The organism is Pseudomonas sp. B424 (genome assembly GCF_055408345.1).
Genome location: NZ_JBUZTL010000016.1, coordinates 40943 through 58044 on the forward strand (window position 1 = coordinate 40943; position 17102 = coordinate 58044).

Below are 17102 nucleotides of genomic sequence, written 5' to 3' on the forward strand. Positions count from 1 at the left end.
GGACATACCGTGCAAACCACCAAGTACGTGATCAAGTACAAACTCAATGGCGAACGTCGTTTTGAGTTTGCTCAACTTCAGTCGGGCTCCGAAGAAGAAGCCCGCGCAGCACTTGAGAAAATCCACGGCGATGCTGACGATGTAATCACCGACATCAAGGCGAGCAAGGCGCTCTAAGTCCATGTCTCTGGACCTGTTTACCGGGCAGGACCTGCAGCAGCCCGCCCGTGTCGAGCGCATCAGCGAGCAGGGGCTAGTGCTTCGGGGGTTCGCCCTGCCCAGGATCGCGGAAATACTGGACGCCCTTGACCGCGTGCTGGGCCAGGCACCCTTGCGCCAGATGCAGACCCCCGGTGGCTTCACGATGTCTGCCCGCCTGAGCAGTTGCGGCGATCTGGGCTGGACAACCGACCGGGAAGGTTACCGCTACAGCCCTGTCGATCCGCTGAGTGCTCGTCCGTGGCCGCCCATGCCCGAGGTCTTCCTCGCGCTGGCACACACGGCGGCGGCAACCGCCGGCTTTGCCGATTTCATACCTGACGCCTGCCTGATAAACGCCTATGCACCGGGCGCCAAAATGTCGCTGCATCAGGACAAGAACGAGCGCTCTTATACGGCGCCCATCGTGTCGATTTCTCTGGGTTTGCCGGCAATCTTTCAGTTCGGCGGGTTTGAGCGCAGCGCCCCTGCTCAGCGTATTTCGCTGTTCCACGGTGACATCATGGTCTGGGGTGGCGTGGACCGCTTGCGCTTTCACGGGGTGATGCCAATCAAACCCGGGCAACACGACTTGCTGGGCGAGCAGCGGATCAATATCACCTTGCGCCAGGCCGGCTAGCCCCCCTTTGCCCCTCCTCCTGCTCCTTGCACGACAAAGCGCTGTATATATTTTTATATAGCGATTATCTTCCTGACTGCCCAATACAACTCAATAACGACGGGCTGCCCTCGCCTCTAATGGAGTTTTGTCATGAACGTTCGTGCTCGCCCCTTTATTCCCACCGCGCTGGCTGCAGTGATCGGGTGGTTCGCCTTCGCCCCGGCCCAGGCAGATGAAGTGCAGGTTGCAGTGGCAGCCAACTTCACCGCACCGATCCAGGCCATTGCCACCGACTTTGAAAAAGACACCGGGCACACGTTGATAGCGGCCTATGGCGCTACCGGCCAGTTCTATACCCAGATCAAAAACGGTGCGCCGTTCGAGGTTTTCCTGGCGGCGGATGACAGCACGCCCGAGAAACTCGAAAAAGAAGGCGATATAGTCCCGGGCTCGCGCTTCACCTACGCCATTGGCACGCTGGCGTTGTGGTCTGCCAAAGACGGCTATATCGATGGCACGGACAAGGCGCTGACTGACAAACCGTTCAAGCACCTGTCCATAGCCAACCCCAAAGCGGCCCCCTACGGCCTGGCGGCTACGCAAGTGCTGGCCAGGCTTGGCCTGACGGACAAAGTCAAAGACAAGATCGTTGAAGGGCAAAACATTACACAGGCCTTCCAGTTTGTTTCCACCGGCAACGCTGAACTGGGTTTTGTAGCCTTGTCCCAGATCTATAAAGACGGCAAAGTCAGCAGCGGTTCGGCGTGGATTGTCCCGGAGGCCATGCATGACCCGATCAGGCAAGATGCCGTCATCCTCAAAAAGGGTGCGAACAATCCTGCTGCCAAGGCTCTGGCCGAGTACCTCAAGGGTCCAAAAGCGACTGCCATCATCCAATCCTACGGTTACCACCTGTAAATGCCGCTCACGAGTGCTGACTTCGCTGCAATCTGGCTGACCCTGCAACTGGCGTCATTGACCACTGTCATTTTGCTGGTGGTCGGCACTCCAATCGCACTGTGGCTGGCGCATACCCGGTCACGGTTGCGCGGCCCCATCGGGGCGATCGTGGCGCTGCCCCTGGTGTTGCCACCCACCGTCATTGGCTTCTATCTGCTCCTGACGATGGGCCCCCACGGGTACGTGGGCCAGTTCACCCAGTTCCTGGGGCTCGGCACCCTGACGTTCAGTTTTGCCGGGCTGGTGATCGGCTCGGTCATTTACTCCATGCCTTTTGTCGTACAACCTCTGCAGAACGCATTTACGGCCATCGGCCCCAGACCGCTTGAAGTCGCCGCTACCTTGCGGGCGAACCGGTGGGATACCTTCTTCACCGTGGTCTTTCCTCTGGCCAGGCCCGGTTTTATCACTGCGGCGATTCTGGGTTTTGCCCACACGGTCGGCGAGTTTGGCGTGGTGCTGATGATCGGCGGCAATATCCCGGAAAAAACCCGGGTGGTGTCGGTGCAAATCTACGATCACGTCGAGGCGCTGGAATATGCGCAGGCCCACTGGCTCGCAGGGGCGATGGTGGTGTTTTCCTTTCTGGTGCTGCTGGCGTTGTATTCAAGCCGCAAGTCCCAAACCAGCTGGAGCTGAACATGACGTCGCACATCAGCCTCCGGTTGCAACAGCACTACCCCGGCTTTTCCCTGGATCTGGAGCTGGAACTGCCCGGCAAGGGCGTGACCGCACTCTACGGCCACTCCGGCTCCGGCAAAACCACCTGTTTGCGCTGTATTGCCGGCCTTGAGCGGGCAAACCAGGCCTTTGTGCAGATCAACGATGAAGTCTGGCAAGACAGCCGGCGCGATCTCTTCGTGCCGGTACACAAGCGCGCGCTGGGCTACATCTTTCAAGAGGCGAGCCTGTTCCCCCATCTTTCGGTGCGGGCCAACCTGGAGTTCGGCCTGCGCCGTATCCCGCGTCAGGAACGGCGGGTGGACCTGGCTCACGCCACCGGGCTGCTGGGCATCGCTCACCTGCTGGAGCGTGCCCCCAATCATTTGTCGGGCGGCGAACGCCAGCGGGTCGGCATCGCCCGTGCGCTGCTGACCAGTCCGAAGCTGTTGCTGATGGACGAACCCCTGGCCGCGCTCGACAGCCAGCGCAAGCGCGAAATCCTGCCGTATCTGGAGCGCCTGCACGCCGAACTGGATATCCCGGTGCTCTATGTCAGTCACTCCCAGGACGAGGTTGCTCGCCTGGCAGACCACATCGTGCTGCTCAGTGAAGGCAAGGTGCTTGCCAGCGGCCCCATTGGTGAGACCCTGGCCAGGCTGGACCTGCCACTGGCACGGGGAGATGACGCCGGGGTGGTCATTGAGGGCCGGGTAAGCCACTACGACGCTGCCTACCAGCTACTGACCCTGCAATTGCCTGGCAGTACCCAGCAACTGCGGGTAGCCCATTCGGCGATGGCCGTGGGTCAGACCCTGCGCGTCAAGGTGCAGGCCCGGGATATCAGCTTGAACCTCAACCCCGGCGAACACAGCAGTATCCTCAATAGCCTGCGTGTGACTGTGGTCGGCGAAACCCCGGCCGACAACCAGGCCCACGTCCTGCTACGCCTTGATGCGGGCGGTACGGCCCTGCTGGCGCGGATCACCCGCTACTCCCGTGACCAGTTGAACCTGGTAGCCGGGCAGTCGCTCTGGGCACAGATCAAGTCGGTGGCGGTACTGGCTTAAAGCGCCTGATTGCGCCGACTTATCAGGAAGCGGGCCGTTGCAATGCATAGCCCAGCCAGCAGGCCCAGGAGTACGCCCAGGCCGACAATCAGGGCTTTTTTCGGCTTGATCGGGTCAGTCGGCGTCTGGGCCTTGCGGTCAATGCTCGCCAACCCCAGACGGCTCATGTCGGTGTTCAGGTTGCCAAGGCGAACGACTTCGGCACGCAAAGGATCGATATCTTTCAGGAACAGATCCTCGTTTGAGCGCTTTGAGAGCATTTCGACCTGACGATTGACCTCGAGCAGTTTCAGCTTCTTGATGGTTTTGGCGATGCGCTCGTCAGTAAAATCGTCGGTTGTACGTTTGAGCAATGCGGCTCGCTCAGCCTCAAGGACTTGAGACCCCATGAAGTACAACGGAATATTTTGCGCAGTGATTTCGGTACGCATCTGCCTGGTGGACGAGCCCTGTGCCGAATTAGCAATAGACATCGGCGTGGTCGGTTGGGTGTACCCCAGAGATCTGGCGATGGAAATGGCTTCGCTGAGTTGGGCAATACGTGCGTCACGTTCGATTTTGAGTTCCAGGCGCAGGGCCTTCAATTCGTCCTCCAATTGCGCGCGATGCTGGGTATCGTCCTCGAGCAAAGTAGCAATTTCCCCTTCTTTTTCAGTGCGATAGCTTGAACGGGCTGCGTTGATTTTGGCTTCCAGCTCTCTAAGCCGGTTATTGATAATAACCTTGAGGTCAGCACTGATTTGTTCGCGCTGGTTATTGATCGCGTATTCAACAAAACCATTAAGTATTTCTACACCGTTAACCGTATCCGGATACGTCAGCTCCAGCTTTATAAACGGGCTTAAGGAGTCAGCCTTGTTCGGAGCGGGTAATGTCAATTTGATTGCATCGCGATTAAATAGCTCAAAACTTTGCTCAAGGCTTATGCCTTGTTTCTCCAGGGGCTTGAACAAGTCCTGGTGAGTACGAAAGTAATTTAACCGGATGTCGTAGGACTCAAGTGCCGAGCCGACCTTTAGCAATGCATCTGAAGGCGGCAGCTTGTAAACCTCGGAACGGTTAAGTGCATCGAGTTCGTTGATGGCTGCGGGCCGCAGCAGGCTGCTGGTCTGGTAGACCGGTGACGTAAACAATGCATAGCCAAGTGCCATGGCCCCGGCAAGTACTGTGGTAGCTGCAATAAGCTTTTTTTGTTGCCAAAGCGAATGAGTCAATTCAAAAAGATCGATTTCAGGGGCAGACTTCCCTGCTTTCAGATGGTTATGAGTAGTCAAAAAAAGCACCTTATTATTAGATCTTTAGTCAGCTGACAGCTGGAGGGGGAACACCCAGCACAGAAAAATGACATATGTAAGACAGACTATTCCTAAGAAAGATCCTCGCCTATACAAATCAAGCAGATAGGACGATAAAATCAAGTAATCTCAAAGTAATATCTTGTAGCATGATTGAGATTAAGTGTTTCACTATTCATTTTTAAGAATTAACTCACAAAACATGTAGAAAATACCTAGCGCAATGGGCTGGCTGGGTGTGTCGTGCCTATTTCTGCGCGCCAGACCTGTACGGACTGTGTAATTATTGCCGCCACCAGAAAACACGCTTACGTGTGGGGTAATAATCAGCATGGATATTTTTCAGGCGATGCGGGTGTTTGTCCGCGTGGTCGAGACCGGCAGCTTTACCGCTGCGGCACAGGCGCTGGGCTATTCCACCGCGCAAACCTCGCGCTTGCTGTCCGAGCTGGAGTCCTCGTTGCAGGCCCGGTTGCTGCAACGCAGTACCCGGCGTTTGGCCCTGACCGAAGTCGGGGCGCGCTATCTGGAGCGCTGCCGACTGATCCTGGGGGAAATCGAAGACGCCAATGCCGAGGCCGGCGGCGCGCACCTGATCCCGCGCGGCCATTTGCGAGTGCAGTCCACCACAGGGCTGGGCATCCAGTTGCTGGCACCACTGGCGGCCCGCTACGCGGAGCTCTACCCGCAGGTCAACGTTGACCTCACGCTGTCCCAGCGCCAACCCGACCTGCTGGAAGAAGGCCATGACGTCGTCATCACGCTTTCAGCCAACCTGCCGGACTCGGAAATGATTGGCCAACAGTTGGGCAGCATCTTCAGCGTCATCAGTGCGGCGCCCTCCTATCTCAAGGACCGGAGCATCCCGCAGGTCCCGGCCGATCTGCATGAGCACCGCTGCCTGCATCTGGTTGACCCGCTGTTTACCGACAGCTGGACCTTCCGCGACGGCCAGGGCGAACAAGTGATCCGCCCCGGGAACGTGTTCCAGGTCAACGTGGCCGAAGCGATGGCGCAAGCTGCCGAGGCCGGGCTCGGGGTGTGCCTGCTGCCCGACTATGTGGCGGTAGGTTCGTATCAGCGCGGATCTTTGGTGCGCCTGCTGCCCCAGTACCGACTGCATGAAAAAAGCATCTATGCGCTCTACCCTTCACGACGGTTTCTGGATGCAAAGGTCAAAACCTGGGTCGAGTTCCTGAAGCAGGAAATACCCAAAGTGCTTGATGGGCACCAGGCCATCGTGGATGACCCGGCGCATTGGGCGTGAGGCTGTTCTAGACGGTTTTAATCGCCGCGTGCAATTGCTCGCGCAGGGCAATGGCCGTGCGATCGAACTCCAGCGGCGTCACCGAGATTGCGCCCTGGGTGACCACCTGGGTTTCGGTGTCGGGGGCTTCAGGGTGCTGATGACGGGTGATGCTGAGCCAGTAATACTTTGACTCGCGAAAGTCGGTGCGCTCGGTCGAGTTCACGCCGTCCATGCGCCCGGCGCCTTGACGTGTGATTTGCAACGGCCCGGCTTCTTCGGCCGGCACGTCCGGGAAGTTGATGTTCAGACATGCCGACTGTTCCCAGCCCTTGCCCAGCAACTGACGGATAACCCCGGGTGCCAGCGCGCGCGCCGTGTCCCAGCGTACTGCATTGCGGTGGGTGAAGTACTGGCTCAAGGCGATTGACGGAATACCCATCAACAGGCCGGTCATGGCGGCGCCCACAGTACCGGAAAACAGCGTTTCAACCCCCAGGTTCGCGCCTTTGTTGATGCCTGACAGCAGCAACTGCGGGGGTTGGTCCATCAACTGTTGCAACGCCATCGCGACACAGTCGGCCGGTGTTCCGGAGACAGAAAAGCGTCGCTCGCCACGGGGTGTTACCCGCAAGGGATGGTGAATGCTGATGGCGGTGGAAATACCGCTCTGGTCGTGGTCAGGAGCAACCACCCAGACTTCATCTGCCAACTCGCGAGCCACGGACTCAAGTACTTCAAGGCCGGGAGCGTCAATGCCGTCATCGTTGGTGATCAGGATTCGTTCGAGCCGGGCGCCTTGCATGAATAAACTCCTTTTATGTCGAATCGCGGGCGGCAAGCCCATGACTTGCCGCCAACGTCTTAAATCCCCTGCAGCGCCAGATCCATCGCAAAGTAAGTCAGGATCATGTCGGCGCCGGCACGTTTGATCGAGCCCAGGCTTTCACGAACCACGCGAGCTTCGTCGATGGCCCCGGCCTGGGCACCGAATTTGATCATCGCGTACTCGCCGCTAACCTGGTACGCCGCCAGGGGCAGGCGCGAGGCTTCACGGATGTCGCGAATGATGTCCAGATAAGCGCCGGCAGGCTTGACCATGAGCACGTCTGCGCCTTCCTGCTCGTCCAGCAACGACTCGCGAATGGCTTCGCGGCGGTTCATCGGGTTCATCTGGTATGACTTGCGATCACCTTTGAGTGCGCTGCCGCCAGCCTCACGGAACGGACCATAGAGTGCCGAAGCGAACTTGGTGGAATAGGCCATGATCGAGGTATCAAGGAAGCCTGCGCCGTCCAGTGCGCTGCGGATCGCTTGCACCTGGCCGTCCATGGCGGCAGATGGCGAGATAAAGTCCGCACCCGCTGCGGCGGCGGCTACCGCTTGCAAGCCCAGGTTGATCAGGGTCGCGTCGTTGTCGACACCATGGTCGTGCATCACGCCGCAATGGCCGTGGGAGGTGTACTCGCAGAAGCAGGTGTCGCTCATCACGATCATGTCCGGCGCAGCATCCTTGCTGATGCGGACCATACGCGAGACCAGCCCGTCTTCACGCATGGCATCGCTGCCGGTGGCATCCAGATGGTGGGAGACACCGAACAGCATCACCGACTTGATGCCTGCGCGGGCATAGCGCTCGATTTCACCGGCCAGTTTCGACTCAGGGATACGCATCACGCCGGGCATGCTGGTGATCGGCACGAAGTCGTCGATTTCTTCTTCGACGAAAATCGGCAACACCAGATCGTTCAGGCTGAATTCGGTTTCCTGGAACATGTCGCGAAGGGTCTGGGAGCGGCGCAAGCGGCGCGGGCGAACGGCGGGGAACTGGTTAGGCATCATGGTTCCTGATGGGCAGGTTCATAAAACAAACGTAGAAACAGACTAGCCTTGGCCAAGGCTCAATGGGGCAACAAATACAGGATTGATCCTACAAATGCAAAACATCCGCCCTGCATGCGGCCGGTTGTCGCGGCCATGAAAGATTGAACATTTCGTAAAAAAGCGTAACATCGCCGACCATGATACTCGAACAACTCAAAGCCCTGGGCAATGACACTCGCATGCAAATGATGGAGTGGCTCAAAGACCCGCTCAGCAATTTCCCGCCCCAGGATCATGGCGATCCTGCGATTGGCGTGTGCGTGACCCATTTGCAGCACAAGGCCGGGCTGTCACCTTCCACGGCTTCAGCACACCTGGCCATTCTGCAGCGAGCCGGGTTTGTCCTGACCACGCGCATTGGCAAGTGGACGTACTACCGGCGCAATGAGCAAGCAATCGACGAATTTGCGTCCAGACTGAAAATCGAGTTGTAATTTTTACCCGCACATTTCGTTATTACGCGTAATGTAAAAATATGAGGAAGCCCCATGAGCACTAAAACTATCTTCGTCCAACCCGGCGGCGGATATCACAATGTAGTGGTTGGCGAGAGCGAAGTCCTTGCACCCCGCAGCGGTGAAATCACTGTACGTTTACACGCCAACTCTTTGAACTATCACGATTTTGCTGTGGTAAGCGGCATGTGGGGACCGAGCGAAAAACGCATTCCCATGGCCGATGGCGCCGGCGAAGTGATTGCCGTAGGCGCCGATGTCAGCGAATTCAAGGTCGGCGACTCGGTGGTCAGCACCTTCTTCCCGGACTGGATCGACGGCACTCCGCTGGTTGAAGGCTTCGTGACCGTGCCCGGCGATGGCATCGACGGCTATGCCCGTGAGCAAGTGACTGCCAAGGCCACTTCGTTCACCCTCGCTCCGACCGGGTACAGCCATGCCGAATCATCGACCCTGACCACCGCCGGCCTGACCGCCTGGCGCGCCCTGATGGCCGATGACTCCCTCAAGCCAGGGGACACGGTACTGGTACAAGGCACGGGCGGGGTTTCGATTTTTGCCCTGCAATTCGCCAAAATGGCCGGTGCCACGGTGATTGCCACCTCCTCCAGTGACGAGAAACTGGAACGCCTCAAGGCGATGGGCGCGGACCACGTCATCAACTATCGCAAGGACACCCAATGGGGCGAAACGGCCCTGGCACTCACCGGTGGCCGCGGCGTTGATCACATCATTGAAGTCGGCGGGCCTGCGACTCTTGAGCAGTCGATGATTGCCATCCGTGTGGGCGGGCATATCTCGATCATCGGCATCCTCAGCGGTGTCACCGGCGCGATGAACTTTGTACCGATGCTGATCAAGCAAGTGCGCTTGCAAGGCGTACTGGTCGGCAGCCGCAGCCAGCAGCAAGACATGGTGCGCGCCATCAATGCCAATGGCATCCGCCCTGTGATTGATCGTCACTTCCCGCTGAGCGATATCGTCGAGGCGTTCAAATACCAGGAAACCAACCAGCATTTCGGCAAGATCATCCTGGACATCTAAACCCGGTATCGCCGATGGCGCATTGACAGTGCGTCATCGGCTTCTCTAGATTCAGGTTTTGCCCAAAGAGCCGAGCCTGATGAGTCTTGAATCCGTACGCGCATTTTTCAACACCCACGCCCCTGACCTGCACATCATCGAATTGACCACCAGCACGGCCACCGTGGCACTGGCGGCCGAGGCCCACGGCGTGGAGCCCGGGCAAATTGCCAAGACCCTGGCCTTTCGTGTCGGCGAGCGCAATATACTGCTGGTCGCCCGCGGCGATGCCCGTATCGATAACAAAAAGATCAAGGATGCGCTGGGCAGCAAAGCCAAGATGCTGGATGCCGAAACGGTCGTGGCACTCACCAGCCATCCCGTGGGTGGCGTCTGCCCTTTCGGCCTGGCCACTGAGCTGTCTATCTACTGTGATATTTCCCTGCAAAGCTTTACCGAAGTCATGCCCGCGGCAGGGGCCACACACACCGCAGTTAAGATTTGCCCTACACGTATGGCGGACCTGGTCAAAGCGCAATGGGTCGATGTCTGCCAGCCTCTTCCTGCAGCCTGAAACTCTTTAAAAGGCTCTAGCGCGGTACTTATAGCGACATGAACGACCAGGAAATGTAGAAAGTGCAGTTGCGATCGATTATCATCCGCCGTTCGCGCAGCACCCTACAGCTCAATTTGAAGATAATTAAAACGTCCCGGGGTGCTGCTTCAAGGGAATAACCTGAGGCGCTCATGCACCGCTTTACTTTCAGCAAATCATTGATTTGCGCAACATTGGGGATTGTCAGCCTGCCGTCTTTCGCGGCACTGCAACCAGAGTCAGAGGCTGCCTTGGCAAGCGAAACGCAAAGAGCCTGCCATTTCAACAAAGACACCAGCACCGATTGCACCACCACTTACCGCTACACCATCCTCACCAACAATGGGCGAGAGATGCTGTCGCGCATTGACTTCAGCTTTCCCGAGACGGATCAACTGGAGATCATCGACGCCCAATCGACACAACCCGGCGCCAAGCCTGTGGCACTGGCCCCATCGCAAATCGACACGCGCATGGCGCCCAACCCGGATCAGGGTTTTTTGCGGGCCAGACAAACCTCGATTGCCTTCCCTAACCTGCGCATTGGCACTCAGCTCACTTACACCGTTCGTGAGCATACGGTGGCCAAACCGCTGATGGATCACTTCCATTACCTCATGCTGTTCGGCCCTTCCGCTGCCCGCTCGGATATCTTCAAAAGCACTTTTACGGCCGAGCAGCCGATCGTGTGGCGCAGCGAGCTGATGGAAGACTTTACGTTCACCCCTTCTGCCGACAGCAAGACCCTGGTCATCGAACAGCAAAAACCGCGCTTCGTGAATTACATCAACGAGGCCGGCAACGCCTACATCCGCCAGTTGCCGCGGGTTGAAATCGGCAGCTCCGGCCAGGTGCAGGACCATTTTGGCAACCTCGCCAGACGCTACAACGAAATTGTGACCGCCAGACTGCCTGCCAGCGCCGCCAAAACCGTGTCAGGGCTCAAGGGGTTACCGCCCGCGCAGCAAGTGTCCGGCTTGATGCAGTACATTCACGATCAATACCGCTACATGGGCGACTGGCGCGCCACCGACCGTGGCTACGTGCCGTTCACCCTGAGTGAAATCGAGGAGCGCGGCTACGGCGACTGCAAGGACCTTTCGGTACTGCTGACCGCCATGCTGCAGGCCAGCGGCATTAAAGCAGAAACCGCCTGGGTCAGCCGGGGCACAAACCCGATGGGCCTGTTGCTGCCGGGCACCAGCTCAGCGAATCACGCAATCGTTCGGGCCGAAGTCAACGGTCAGGTCTGGTGGCTTGATCCCACCAACCCTGTGTTCTTGCCAGGACGCAGCATGCCTGACATCCAGAATCGCTGGGCGCTGGTCATCGAGGCCACAGGCAAGGTGCGTCAGGATCACATCCCCGAAGAACAGCCGAGCCTGAGCATGGATGTCAAGAAGTTCGAGCACTTCAATCGCGAAGGCCAGGCACGCACCAGCGCCGAGGTCGTGATGGGGCAGATGACGCTGATGCAACTCAGCTACGCGGACAACGACTCAGGGGTTTCCGCTACGGATCTGAACCTGTGCAACCACTTCGGCAAGGAAATCAGCGATTGCAGGATCAACCGGGAGAAAACCGGCTTTGTGGTACCCGAGCGCTATAAGGTGCACGCCAGCCTGACAAACCTTCGCGCACTGGAAAACCTGTCCGGCCAGCAAGTTTACAAACCTGCATTCATGACCGAGCGCTGGGACAGCCTCATGAACTATCGGCGGACCGGGCAACTGGCTGACCTGTACATGGCGGACCCGGAAAAAATAACCTACGACATCACCCTGTCGGGTGCCAAGGTCGACAAGGAGATCAAAACCTGCAAGGTAAATTCACCGTGGTTCGATATGGAACTGAGCAGCAAGCGCAACAAGGATGAGTACCGTTACCTGTACTCCATGACGCAAAAGCACAGCTGGCTCAGTCACGACGTAATCATGAGCGCGCCGTTCGAGGCGATGCTCCGGCAAGCCCGTGCCTGTAACGAAAACATGCAGCAAGTGGTGCAACTCATCACCAAGGGCTGACAGCTTTCAGGCCGCCATAAAAAAGCCTGACCCCCTTGCAGGGCCAGGCTTTTTTGTGGGTGTTTATGCGATCGCGGTATCAACCAGCACTTGCGCTTCCTCAACCAGGCGGTTCAGGTGCTCGTCGCCGATAAAGCTCTCGGCGTAGATCTTGTAGATGTCTTCGGTGCCCGAGGGGCGTGCCGCAAACCAGCCGTTTTCAGTCATGACCTTAAGCCCGCCAATCGCCTGATTGTTACCCGGCGCGTGGCTGAGGATCTGGGTGATTGCCTCGCCCGCCAGCGTGGTGGACTTGACCTGCTCCGGCGACAACTTGCCCAGCAGGGCTTTTTGTTGCGGGGTGGCCTTGGCATCGACCCGGGTCGAAAAGGGCAGACCCAGTTCTTCAGTCATTTTCTGGTACAGCTGCGAAGGATCGCGGCCGGTGCGGGCTGTCATCTCTGCGGCCAGCAACGATGGAATCAGGCCGTCCTTGTCGGTCGACCAGACGCTGCCGTCCAGGCGCAAGAACGAAGCGCCCGCACTTTCTTCACCGCCAAAGCCCAGGGAACCTTCAAACAGGCCATCGGCAAACCACTTGAAGCCCACCGGTACTTCGTACAAGCGGCGGTCAAGACGAGCGGCGACACGATCAATCAGGCCGCTGCTGACCACGGTCTTGCCGACAGCAGCATCCGCACGCCATTGCGGGCGGTTCTGGAACAGATAGTCGATGGACACGGCCAGGTAGTTGTTCGGCGCCAACAGGCCGCCAGATGGCGTAACAATGCCATGGCGATCGTGGTCCGGATCACAGGCGAATGCCACGTCAAAACGCTCTTTGAGCCCGATCAAGCCTTGCATGGCATAGCTGGAGGACGGGTCCATGCGGATCCGGCCATCCCAGTCCACACACATAAAGCGGAACGTCGGATCTACCGAGGTGTTCACCACGTCCAGGTTCAGGCCGTAGTGTTCGCCGATTGCCGACCAGTAGCGCACACCGGCGCCACCCAGCGGGTCAACGCCCAGGCGCAGGTTGGCACCGCGCAGGGTGTCCATGTCGATCACGTTTTTCAGATCGGCAACATAGGTGTTCAGGTAGTCATGGTGATGCGTGGTGCTGGCCTTGAGGGCCTGCTCGTAACCGATGCGCTTGACCCCCGCCAGCTTGGCCGCCAGCAGTTCGTTGGCCTTGGCCTCGATCCACTTGGTGACATCGGTATCGGCCGGGCCACCGTTTGGCGGGTTGTACTTGAAGCCACCGCTTTCAGGCGGGTTGTGGGACGGGGTAATGACCACGCCGTCCGCCAAACCGGTGGTACGGCCACGGTTGTAGCAAATGATTGCGTGGGAGATGGCCGGAGTCGGAGTGTACTCGTCGTCAGCCGCGATCATGGTGTCTACGCCGTTGGCCGCAAACACTTCCAGTGCGCTGGCACCTGCCGGGGTCGACAGTGCGTGGGTATCGATACCGACAAACAGAGGACCGTTGATGCCCTTCATCTGGCGATAGAGGCAAATGGCCTGGCTGATAGCCAATACATGCCACTCATTGAAGCTCAACTCAAACGAGCTGCCGCGGTGCCCTGAAGTACCGAACGCAACACGCTGAGTAGCAATCGCTGCATCGGGTTGGCCGGTGTAGTAGGCGGTCACCAGTCGTGGAATATCGACCAACAACTGAGCCGGAGCCGGTTTGCCCGCTAGAGGACTGAGTGTCATGCAAAAACCTCGGGAAATAAGTGATTCGGAGGAAAAAAAGCAGTTTACTGGCAGTTCGACACTGGTGCGAAGCAATCTATCCACACCAAGTGACCTGTTTTGCACTTTAATGCACTATTCGTTGTCTGAGCTTGATCCAGACACGTTGTTTGCTTCACCTGGACGCACATTTTTAGCACTGAAATAAGGAAGCAGCATGAAACCACTGGTGATCAGCGCAGCCGTTCTACTCTCCGTGAGTACGCTGTGCAGCGTGGCCAACGCCGCCAAACTGGAAGACGTCGCCCCCTACCCTAAAGCCGAGGCGGGTTTTAGCCGCCAGGTCATTCATCTGCCCAAGCAGAAGAACGAAGACGACTACAAAGTCCAAATCATCGCGGGCAAGACGTTGCAGGTCGACTGTAATCAGCAGCGCCTGGGCGGCAAACTGGAAGAGAAAACACTCAAGGGCTGGGGCTACCCGATGTATCGCCTGAACAAGGTCAGCGGCCCCATGAGCACGATGATGGCGTGCCCCGAAGGCAAGGCCCATCCCGAGTTTGTACCGGTGGTAGGCGATGGCTTCATGCTGCGTTACAACAGCAAGTTGCCTATCGTGATCTACGTGCCCAAGGACATCGAAGTGCGCTACCGGATCTGGTCGGCATCCAAGCAGGTCAAGCAGGCTGTGAGCGAGTGATGAATGACCTTTAGCCACAGCCAAAGGCTGCGGCTAAAGGTTTTTTGGCTACTGCAACCCCACCCGATACAACACGCCGTCATCCTCATCGGTCAACACATACAGATACCCGTCCGGGCCTTGGCGCACGTCGCGGATACGCGCCTTGAGATCACCCAGCAGGCGCTCCTCGTGCACCACCTTGTCGCCATCGAGCTGCAACCGGATCAGGTCCTTGTCCGCCAGGGCGCCAATAAACAGGTTGTGCTGCCAAGGCTTGAAGCGGTCCCCGTCGTAGAACGCCATGCCACTGATCCCGGGGGATTTTTCCCAGACGTGATGAGGCCCGAGCGTGCCCTCTGCCGTTTGGCCACCGGCCTCGGAAATGGGCCTGGAGGAGTAGTCAATACCGTGGGTCGCCAGTGGCCAGCCGTAGTTCTTGCCGCGTTCAATCAGGTTGATTTCATCGCCGCCCTTGGGCCCGTGTTCATGGCTCCACAAGGTGCCTGTCCACGGGTTGAGCGTTGCCCCTTGCTGATTGCGATGACCGTAGGACCAGATCTCGGGCCTGACGCCTGTCTGCCCCACAAAAGGGTTGTCCTTGGGGATACGGCCGTCCGGGTAGATGCGGGCAATCTTGCCCTGCAGCTTGTCGAGATCCTGGGAGGTCGGGCGCTGGTTGTTTTCACCAAGGGCAATAAACAGATAGCCGTCCCGGTCGAACACCAGACGTGAGCCAAAGTGATTGCCGGTAGACAGCTTGGGCTCCTGACGAAAGATCACTTCAAAGTTGCTCAGGCGGGTCAGGTCTTCCGACAAACGACCACGGCCGACGGTGGTTCCGGCCTTGCCGTCTTCCCCACCGCCCTCTGCGTAAGACAAATACACCAGGCGGTCTTCGCCAAAGCTGGGCGACAACACCACATCGAGCAATCCGCCCTGCCCTTTGGCCCATACCTGCGGCACGCCCGAGAGTGGTGCAGACAGTTTGCCGTCCGGACTGACGACACGCAGGTTACCCGGGCGCTCAGTCACCAGCATGCCTTGCCTGTGGGGCAAAAAAGCCAACGCCCACGGGTGGTTGAGACCTTCAACGACGGGCGTTGCCGTGACCGTTCCGGTTTCGGTTACAAAGGTCTTCTGCCCGTCGGCATGAGCCGTGAATGCCACATTGAGTAGCGCCGAGGCGCACAGCGTGGCCAGCAAGGTTTTTCTGAACATTAACCATTCCTTGTTTAATAGGGTTCGTCCCGGGGCTGGAGCGACGGCGCGGCCGGTTTTACAGGTTTTGGAGGGGGCTGGCTGCGGGGATAGCCATTACCGATCTGGCCATTTTCGATGGAGGGTCTTGGCTGTATGGGGGCGGTAGAGGGCCCCCGCGCACCCGGTACAGAATCGCCCGTGCCCTGGCGGCTGTTGGGGTTTATGCGACGGATCGGGTTGTTCGCAGGAGGGGTGTTGTTTAACGGTGTGTTTTGCGCGACCCGTTCGGCTTGGGCCGGGTGCGATGCACGGGGCTGATGGTCCGGCAACACTTGAGCCTGCGCCTGGGCGGCAAGCATGCCCCCCATCAGCAGGAGTAAAAGACTGGATATAGACCTGTTCATCACGCCCTCCACTTCTAGTTGACCTAAACCTTTGATGAGCTTTTGCCCAACAGGTTCGGCTATAAGGTCAATAAACGGGTCAGACGTCGATTTCGGGACCAATCTCGATCACCGTTGACTCACGCGCCTGGGCCAGTAGCGCCTCGCGGCACACCTGGTAGCAATCCTCGATATGGCCATTACCAACCATTTTCATCACGCCAAAGCTGATGGTTGCAGCCACCGCCTGCCCCACAAAAGGCACAAAGCGAATCACTGACTTGGTCGCAACCTTGGCGCCCATCTTGCGCACCAACGACATGACCAGGGTTCGACTGATGAATTTTCCGATAACTTCACTGCCGATACCGGTGACCGCCACGATGATCAGGCGCTTGGATCGCGAGTCCATCTGCTCGATCTGGTGCGGGGTCAACCCGAACTTGCTGTTGATCGCCGGTAGCATTTCAACCAGAAGCGCCACATCCGTACCGATATCGAGCCCGGGTATCGGGATTGCAGCGGCACCTGCCGATACTGCAGAACGTTTGGTGACCATGGAGCGGCACTCGTCACGGATACGATCAAGCTCGGCTAATGACCTGATTAACATAAGATTCCCCGACACAAAGAGATAACACGAGCGTAGTCTACTACGCCCTTCTGGCCAGCAAGGCAGGCCTGACTTCATGTAGAGAGTCAACGGGGCAGGAAATTCAAAAATGCGGGGGTGTTTTTAACTACGCGGGGGCCAGCAGGGAGTCAGCCTGTACTCCTGGGAAGTACAGGCTTGGCGTGGGTTACACGTCTTTCTTGATTTTTGTCCACTCAGACTTGAGTTTGCTCACGAAGGATTCTTTCGGGGTTTCCTTGCATGCCGTCACCACGATAGGCGTGATTTTTGCGATACCGTCTACATCCAGTACCGCATCTTCAACTTTGCCCTTTTTGTTAATCGCTTCACCCAGGCCTACAGCCGTCGGCTGGAAACTTTCATCAACGGCCAGGAAATCCGCGCACGTCCATTTCGACACGGGCTGTTTGGTTTCAGCCTGAGCCAACGTAGACAGTGCAACCAGACCCACAGCGCCCATTAACAGAATGTGCTTCTTCATATGCAAA

Annotated in this window: 19 protein-coding genes; 11 read left to right on the top strand and 8 right to left on the bottom strand. The window is 58.0% G+C overall.

The window, feature by feature from the left end; genetic code table 11:
- Nucleotides 1-9 precede the first annotated feature (9 nt).
- From ACZRMS_RS17730 to modC, 5 genes are all read left to right on the top strand, one after another.
- Entirely contained in the window at nucleotides 10-177 is a 168-nt protein-coding gene (locus ACZRMS_RS17730) for a hypothetical protein (protein ID WP_095029368.1), read from the top strand.
- 4 nt (nucleotides 178-181) lie between these two features.
- Nucleotides 182-838, top strand: coding sequence for a DNA oxidative demethylase AlkB (gene alkB / locus ACZRMS_RS17735; protein ID WP_463996343.1), 657 nt, complete (start codon nucleotides 182-184; stop codon nucleotides 836-838).
- A gap of 132 nt (nucleotides 839-970) precedes the next feature.
- Nucleotides 971-1738, top strand: coding sequence for a molybdate ABC transporter substrate-binding protein (gene modA / locus ACZRMS_RS17740; RefSeq protein WP_463996344.1), 768 nt, complete (start codon nucleotides 971-973; stop codon nucleotides 1736-1738).
- The gene (gene modB / locus ACZRMS_RS17745; RefSeq protein WP_048361749.1) at nucleotides 1739-2419 is read left to right on the top strand and encodes a molybdate ABC transporter permease subunit; all 681 of its coding nucleotides are present in this window, start codon (nucleotides 1739-1741) and stop codon (nucleotides 2417-2419) included.
- A 2-nt stretch (nucleotides 2420-2421) separates the two neighbouring features.
- Nucleotides 2422-3510, top strand: coding sequence for a molybdenum ABC transporter ATP-binding protein (modC, locus tag ACZRMS_RS17750; RefSeq protein WP_463996345.1), 1089 nt, complete (start codon nucleotides 2422-2424; stop codon nucleotides 3508-3510).
- Here the strand turns inward: modC and ACZRMS_RS17755 are convergent.
- Complete coding sequence (locus ACZRMS_RS17755) at nucleotides 3507-4784, bottom strand: Wzz/FepE/Etk N-terminal domain-containing protein (protein WP_463996346.1); 1278 nt, start codon at nucleotides 4782-4784, stop codon at nucleotides 3507-3509. The genes modC and ACZRMS_RS17755 overlap by 4 nt on opposite strands.
- A 352-nt stretch (nucleotides 4785-5136) precedes the next feature.
- Between ACZRMS_RS17755 and ACZRMS_RS17760 the strand changes: the two genes are divergently transcribed.
- Entirely contained in the window at nucleotides 5137-6072 is a 936-nt protein-coding gene (locus ACZRMS_RS17760; RefSeq protein ID WP_463996347.1) for a LysR family transcriptional regulator, read from the top strand.
- Nucleotides 6073-6079: 7 nt separating this feature from the next.
- Here the strand turns inward: ACZRMS_RS17760 and surE are convergent, their stop codons facing one another.
- The gene (gene surE, locus ACZRMS_RS17765; RefSeq protein ID WP_463996348.1) at nucleotides 6080-6856 is read right to left on the bottom strand and encodes a 5'/3'-nucleotidase SurE; all 777 of its coding nucleotides are present in this window, start codon (nucleotides 6854-6856) and stop codon (nucleotides 6080-6082) included.
- A gap of 59 nt (nucleotides 6857-6915) precedes the next feature.
- Entirely contained in the window at nucleotides 6916-7890 is a 975-nt protein-coding gene (hemB, locus tag ACZRMS_RS17770) for a porphobilinogen synthase (protein WP_463996349.1), read from the bottom strand.
- Between the two features lie 182 nt (nucleotides 7891-8072).
- Between hemB and ACZRMS_RS17775 the strand changes: the two genes are divergently transcribed.
- The 4 genes from ACZRMS_RS17775 (at nucleotide 8073) to ACZRMS_RS17790 (ending at nucleotide 12032) form a co-directional block, all read left to right on the top strand.
- Nucleotides 8073-8369: an ArsR/SmtB family transcription factor gene (locus ACZRMS_RS17775; RefSeq protein ID WP_463996350.1), complete on the top strand. Its 297-nt coding sequence runs from the start codon at nucleotides 8073-8075 to the stop codon at nucleotides 8367-8369.
- A gap of 54 nt (nucleotides 8370-8423) precedes the next feature.
- Nucleotides 8424-9434 (top strand): zinc-dependent alcohol dehydrogenase family protein, encoded by a 1011-nt coding sequence (locus tag ACZRMS_RS17780; protein WP_463996351.1) that lies wholly within the window; start codon nucleotides 8424-8426, stop codon nucleotides 9432-9434.
- A gap of 79 nt (nucleotides 9435-9513) precedes the next feature.
- On the top strand, nucleotides 9514-9987 hold the full coding sequence (locus ACZRMS_RS17785) for a YbaK/EbsC family protein (protein ID WP_463996352.1): 474 nt from the start codon (nucleotides 9514-9516) through the stop codon (nucleotides 9985-9987).
- A 173-nt stretch (nucleotides 9988-10160) separates the two neighbouring features.
- The gene (locus ACZRMS_RS17790; RefSeq protein WP_463996353.1) at nucleotides 10161-12032 is read left to right on the top strand and encodes a DUF3857 domain-containing transglutaminase family protein; all 1872 of its coding nucleotides are present in this window, start codon (nucleotides 10161-10163) and stop codon (nucleotides 12030-12032) included.
- A 63-nt stretch (nucleotides 12033-12095) separates the two neighbouring features.
- Here the strand turns inward: ACZRMS_RS17790 and pgm are convergent, their stop codons facing one another.
- Nucleotides 12096-13736 (bottom strand): phosphoglucomutase (alpha-D-glucose-1,6-bisphosphate-dependent), encoded by a 1641-nt coding sequence (gene pgm / locus ACZRMS_RS17795; protein WP_463996354.1) that lies wholly within the window; start codon nucleotides 13734-13736, stop codon nucleotides 12096-12098.
- A gap of 196 nt (nucleotides 13737-13932) precedes the next feature.
- On the opposite strand from pgm, the gene eco reads away from it, so the two are divergent.
- The gene (gene eco, locus ACZRMS_RS17800) at nucleotides 13933-14415 is read left to right on the top strand and encodes a serine protease inhibitor ecotin (RefSeq protein ID WP_463996355.1); all 483 of its coding nucleotides are present in this window, start codon (nucleotides 13933-13935) and stop codon (nucleotides 14413-14415) included.
- 48 nt (nucleotides 14416-14463) lie between these two features.
- On the opposite strand, the gene ACZRMS_RS17805 is transcribed toward eco, so the two are convergent.
- From ACZRMS_RS17805 to hdeA, 4 genes are all read right to left on the bottom strand, one after another.
- The gene (locus ACZRMS_RS17805; protein WP_463996356.1) at nucleotides 14464-15615 is read right to left on the bottom strand and encodes a PQQ-dependent sugar dehydrogenase; all 1152 of its coding nucleotides are present in this window, start codon (nucleotides 15613-15615) and stop codon (nucleotides 14464-14466) included.
- A 14-nt stretch (nucleotides 15616-15629) separates the two neighbouring features.
- A complete protein-coding gene (locus ACZRMS_RS17810) occupies nucleotides 15630-16001 on the bottom strand; it encodes a hypothetical protein (protein WP_463996357.1) in 372 nt (123 codons plus the stop codon).
- Between the two features lie 79 nt (nucleotides 16002-16080).
- Nucleotides 16081-16539, bottom strand: a complete 459-nt coding sequence (locus tag ACZRMS_RS17815; RefSeq protein WP_463996358.1) for a hypothetical protein — start codon at nucleotides 16537-16539, stop codon at nucleotides 16081-16083.
- A 241-nt stretch (nucleotides 16540-16780) separates the two neighbouring features.
- Nucleotides 16781-17095 carry an acid-activated periplasmic chaperone HdeA gene (gene hdeA / locus ACZRMS_RS17820; RefSeq protein ID WP_463996359.1) on the bottom strand — a complete coding sequence of 105 codons (315 nt, stop codon included), beginning with the start codon at nucleotides 17093-17095 and terminating at the stop codon, nucleotides 16781-16783.
- Nucleotides 17096-17102 lie beyond the last annotated feature (7 nt).